Raw genomic sequence first — 4715 nt, forward strand, 5'->3', positions numbered from 1 at the left:
AAAACACCTATAGGGGGCTTATATTATCAATACAGTTTATTGCACATTTTTGACCTCTTAAAAAAGGGCTGGTTTTCTCTCCCTTTCCTTGCCATTATAGCACTGCTACTTTTCCTTCGCAATCTCACTTTTCTCGTATTCAGAACAGTGCCCCTCTCTCTTTACACGGTCTCCGGCAACGGGACAATACCAATCTTTCCTATAAGCGCAGCTTGTGCAGCTCTCCTGCTCTCTTTTTTCTTTCTCCATAGTCTTTTACACCTCACTCCCTCTCGCCTTGACCGCTTATCTTATCACTACATTATTTTACCTTTTTCTCTTCAAATAAAAAATTATCGCTACTATCAACATCACAACACCTATCGCAATAAGCAAGATGCTGACAAGAACACTATTCAACTTTCCTGCGACAAATACCGAGGTAGGACCATCTGCACCTCCGATTATAGCAATAGCATTATTATTCATCTTCAATGCAACACCCACAATAACAGATATTATTCCAACAATACCAGCAACGATTCCTAATATTTTTTTCATTGACTAATCTCCTTTCTCAACCTTCCGATTTGTCGATTTCTTTTTACTTACCAAGCATACCATATAACAGCATAAGAAACACTAAAATATTACAGACCATACCGCCCCAAAACAGGTACAGCTTTAAGCCCTCATATCTGAAAAAGCTGTTCTTGCTTTCCTCCAGCTCCCGGATCTTCTGCTTCATCACGCTTGTAAGTGTATCAGACTGCTTCTCAAGAAGCTTTGTAGCCCTCTGTATAGCCTCTATATTCGCCTGTAACGCCTTTCTAACCTCTTGGACGGTGTTTTCCTTAACCTCATCTTTCAGGCTCCCAATCTCGCCCGATATAGCGTCTTGAAGCAATTCGTTGCTGTTCTTCAGCAGCTCTACGCTCTGCTTCAGCTCGCTGATGAGCTTCCTGTTCTGCTCTGCGTCTCTCTGCCTGTTCTGCTCTGCCCTTACTTGTTCTTGATTTGACTGCTTCATCAATTCCTCGCAGTTCTCGCTCGACATCGCCAACGCTTCTTTGAGCAGACTGTTTTCCAGCTCTGTCCGGCTCTGTCGGTTTAACTCTTGAAGCTGCTCTCTTGGACTGCTCTGCTTCTGCTGTTCGTGCATTTCTCTCAAACTCATGCTCCATACTCTCCTTTCCAAAATCCATATTGTAGTATTTTTCCAGCTTGTTATCCCTGATTTTACAAGCCTTTTCTCCTGCCTGTTCCCTGGCTAAGTCGGTATATGTGATGTACTTGTGGCTGTCCTGCCAGTCCACCCCGTACCCTCTTTCATTCATCAGCCGGATAAAGGTTTCCCGGCTGGTCGCTGTTTCCTTACAATCCAGCACCGCAAGGGCAATATCCTGCACATAGCTCTTGACCTTTCCCTGCTCTGCCTGTTTCAAAAGCTGGTAGGTGTCTTTGCTCCATGCCACCGTTTCTTCCCGGACTTCTCCAGCAAATGTCTTTCCTTTCTCCGGCACATGCAAGCCCTGTTCCCGGCTCTGTTCGTTACATCGTTCCTTTAAGTCTTTAAGGTCGTGCTTACTCCATTGGAGCTTATGACCGTTCTCATAATTTACGGAATTGACAATAAAGTGCGTGTGTATATGCCCCTTGTCTATATGCGTGGCTATCAGAACTTCATGCCCTTTCCATGCCTTTGTATGCTCTGCCAGCTCGACAGCGTTCTTATGAGCCTGCTCCGGGGTTATTTCCTCGTCCTCATGGTAGGATTGCACATAATGCTTATAGGTTCTTCCATCCGTCTTGCCCCACAGCTCCTTTGTGGCTTGCATTTCTTCCTTGACCGTCTCCGGCTCACAATGCAGACCGCTGACAAGCTTCTCCTCTGTCTTTTCTTTTTTCGTCACATAATCTATGGCGTGCCCTATGCCCGCCTTTGAAGATACCGCCTTAATGACTGCCATACTTTGTTCAGCTCCTCTCCATGCTTCCGCACTTCCGCTTCACTCGGCAACATCCCCCCCTCATTACACCGCTTTGCTATTTGGTTGAGGTTGTTCCCTATCCGTTTCAGTTCCGGGAGAAGTTCTTTGATACCGTCCGTATTCACGATCTGCTTCTCCAGCACACAGGAAAGGATATACTCCTGTTGGTTCTTTCCACTCTCTGAAATCTTCTCCTGCAACTGCTGGTATTCTTCTTCACTTACTCGGAATGATAACTGCTTTGGTCTTGTCTTGTTCATACCCTTACCACTCCATATCCATGACATCAAGTAAGTCAAAGAAACGCTCCAGCGTCTTATTTTCCTTTTCTGCCGGGTTCTGTTTTACATATTTATCAATTACTTTCATCAGCTCCTGCACCTCGTATCTGTACTCAAACTGAATTTTATCCATTTCTTTTTTCATGCCTTTGACCTCTCTTTCTTCGGTGCTACCACCGTCACATTATGAGCCTTTCGGCTCTCTGAAAAGGGGGATTGAAGGGGGGCTTGCCACCCTCACAAGTTCTAAAGTGGTAACACTTTAGGGAACTTGCAATATATCCGCTACACATATTATAGCATGATAGACACCCTATATCAAGCGGATATATTCGTGCGTATATTCTGCCAAGAATATAGTGGAGCTTACTTCCTCTTGGGCGACTTTGAAAGTGTAGGAGGGAGACAGTCAAGGGCTTGTTTTTTATCTGCAGTATGAGCTTCGGCTTGCCGATCAGCGAGTACAGCAGATAAAAAATGGTCGCAGACCACCCTTTACTTTCTTCCGCCGGAACGGACAATGAAGCACAGGGGGAAGTAACGAAACGGACGGACAGCCGTTTTCCCCTCCGGCATTATAGCCAACAAAAAAGAGTATCAAGGGTAAACGCTGCGGTCTATGACCGCCCTTGACACTCTTTTCCTTATGGCTTTGATAATAAACAAGGGGAAATGGCTTCTTGTGGCATTTCTGCCCCTGTGATATAATGAACGACGCTACCGCCCCCAGACAGGTAGAGAAAGGGGGTGAACCGCATGAGTGAACTTCTGTCATTTTTTCTCTCTGTTTTGGCAAGTGTAGTTGCCTACTACATCTGCAAATGGTTGGACGGAGAAGAATAACTGGTAGCCAGCCTTGGGATTAAGCCACCCACCCAGAACGGAATAGAAAAGCCCCGGAGTCGCAACCTCCGGGGCTTTTTGCTGTGCCACATGAGCACTTCTGTCATTTTCGCCTACTGGTATTATAGCATATGCCTTTCGGCATTTCAAGTATACCCTACTTCCACCACTTCAATACAGTATGCCGGCTAAGCCCAGTTTCTCTCTCACAATCTATCTTCTTTCCGTCCGGATGCTGCTGTTTCCATTCTTCGACAATCTTCGACTTTTCTCCGCTGCCTTTTGGTCTACCCTCTTTATTTCTCCATGCTCCATTTGGATAATCCAATGTTTGTACCAACCTTGCACGCTCTAAATGTTCAGCCTGTTTTCTTCCGTTCCGTTTGCTTGCTGGCATAGCAATAGCCGATACTCTTTCGGCTTCCCTGCGACTGTATGTGACATAATTCTCTTGATAAAACTGCATGGCGTCCAGTATATCACGCTTGGTAAAGCGGTTATGCTCATCATCTGACATATCATCAAGGAACTGCAATAGGGAAAAAGCGTCTGTAAAAAGCTCATCTTCCGGAATATCGCACTTAACGGCATAGGACGCCAAAACGCAAAGGCAGCTGTATCTGTGCCCTACAGAAGCCCCCTCTTTTATTTTCCGCAGCCACCAATCATATAAGTCCCTTTTGACATGCCAGCGCTCACGGCGCTCCCCCTGCACAATTCGCTTTTCATACCATTCCGGGTACTTCTTCCGGGCTTCGGCAAGACTCAAATCGCTCTTATAGTGAAAATCCGTGACCGCCTTGCTCTTATCCATAAGATACCCGTTCAAATACTCAATCGTCACTCTCTCGCCCGTTTCAAAAGCCTTTACCGGGTATCTCTTTCCCAGCTTTGACTGCGTTCCAACCATACGGAAGCCCTGAAAAATCCCCTGATACTGAACCTGTTCCCGTTCTGTGAAAGTGCTTGTATAACGGTTCCAGACTTTCGCAATCAGCTCATACTTGAACTCTCGAAGCTTATCCTGCAAATGCTTATACAAGGGAACCGGCTTTTCCAGCAGATAATATAAATGCAGCCCGTGACCGCTGTTAATACAGTAAGTGCATTTCGGGATAATATCATGGTTCATTTGATGGAACACATCACGGAGCTGCGGCATCTCCACCCCGTCAAGGTCTATCGCTATCCCATACAGCCACCTTGCATTGGCTGCCGTCCGATTTCTGCCGGAATACGCCACAGGGGACATGACAGCAAACTCTGCCCCCTTGACCTCATCAATGACCGACAAATCATCAAATACAATCCGATTCTTCGCCTTATCATTCTCAACTATGGTTATAATGCCATTTGCCTTTCCGTCCTCAAAATGCCCCTTTCTCTCAAAACTTCCCTCTGGAAAAACAGCCCGATAAAACTCTTTCGGCTTCACTTCCTCAAAGAACTGCCCCAGCCATTCATTTTTCAGCTTATACAACTGCTTTTCAGTCGGTTTTTTTGCCATATTCCCACCACCTTTTTCTCCCCTCCAAAACACCTATAGGGGGCTTATATTATCAATACAGTTTATTGCACATTTTTGACCTCTTAAAAAAGGGCTGGTTTTCTCTCCCTTTCC

7 protein-coding genes are annotated in these 4715 nt (G+C 45.7%); all 7 read right to left on the reverse strand.

Annotated elements, in window-relative coordinates:
• Positions 1–105: 105 nt before the first annotated feature.
• Positions 106–249: a hypothetical protein gene (locus AB5916_RS17265; RefSeq protein WP_008399592.1), complete on the reverse strand. Its 144-nt coding sequence runs from the start codon at positions 247–249 to the stop codon at positions 106–108.
• A gap of 57 nt (positions 250–306) precedes the next feature.
• The gene (locus tag AB5916_RS17270) at positions 307–540 is read right to left on the reverse strand and encodes a sodium ion-translocating decarboxylase subunit beta (RefSeq protein WP_008399593.1); all 234 of its coding nucleotides are present in this window, start codon (positions 538–540) and stop codon (positions 307–309) included.
• Between the two features lie 43 nt (positions 541–583).
• The gene (locus AB5916_RS17275) at positions 584–727 is read right to left on the reverse strand and encodes a hypothetical protein (RefSeq protein ID WP_242648933.1); all 144 of its coding nucleotides are present in this window, start codon (positions 725–727) and stop codon (positions 584–586) included.
• 112 nt (positions 728–839) lie between these two features.
• Positions 840–1949 (reverse strand): relaxase/mobilization nuclease domain-containing protein, encoded by a 1110-nt coding sequence (locus AB5916_RS17280; protein WP_055215572.1) that lies wholly within the window; start codon positions 1947–1949, stop codon positions 840–842.
• Positions 1910–2230, reverse strand: a complete 321-nt coding sequence (locus tag AB5916_RS17285; RefSeq protein ID WP_226981078.1) for a MobC family plasmid mobilization relaxosome protein — start codon at positions 2228–2230, stop codon at positions 1910–1912. Before AB5916_RS17285 ends, AB5916_RS17280 begins: the two co-directional genes overlap by 40 nt.
• Positions 2231–2234: 4 nt before the next feature.
• Positions 2235–2396, reverse strand: a complete 162-nt coding sequence (locus tag AB5916_RS17290) for a hypothetical protein (protein WP_004614779.1) — start codon at positions 2394–2396, stop codon at positions 2235–2237.
• Between the two features lie 855 nt (positions 2397–3251).
• Entirely contained in the window at positions 3252–4601 is a 1350-nt protein-coding gene (locus tag AB5916_RS17295; protein ID WP_055154201.1) for a hypothetical protein, read from the reverse strand.
• Between the last annotated feature and the right edge of the window lie 114 nt (positions 4602–4715).

This window comes from Blautia sp. 1033sp1_1033st1_G9_1033SCRN_220408 (assembly GCF_040929965.1).
Lineage (GTDB): Bacteria > Bacillota > Clostridia > Lachnospirales > Lachnospiraceae > Blautia_A > Blautia_A ammoniilytica.

Bases quoted from the DNA above. Each gene is read 5' to 3' on its own strand.
- AB5916_RS17265 (WP_008399592.1), bottom strand. From the start codon at position 249: ATGGAGAAAGAAAAAAGAGAGCAGGAGAGCTGCACAAGCTGCGCTTAT.
- AB5916_RS17270 (WP_008399593.1), bottom strand. From the start codon at position 540: ATGAAAAAAATATTAGGAATCGTTGCTGGTATTGTTGGAATAATATCT.
- AB5916_RS17275 (WP_242648933.1), bottom strand. From the start codon at position 727: ATGAAGCAGAAGATCCGGGAGCTGGAGGAAAGCAAGAACAGCTTTTTC.
- AB5916_RS17280 (WP_055215572.1), bottom strand. From the start codon at position 1,949: ATGGCAGTCATTAAGGCGGTATCTTCAAAGGCGGGCATAGGGCACGCC.
- AB5916_RS17285 (WP_226981078.1), bottom strand. From the start codon at position 2,230: ATGAACAAGACAAGACCAAAGCAGTTATCATTCCGAGTAAGTGAAGAA.
- AB5916_RS17290 (WP_004614779.1), bottom strand. From the start codon at position 2,396: ATGAAAAAAGAAATGGATAAAATTCAGTTTGAGTACAGATACGAGGTG.
- AB5916_RS17295 (WP_055154201.1), bottom strand. From the start codon at position 4,601: ATGGCAAAAAAACCGACTGAAAAGCAGTTGTATAAGCTGAAAAATGAA.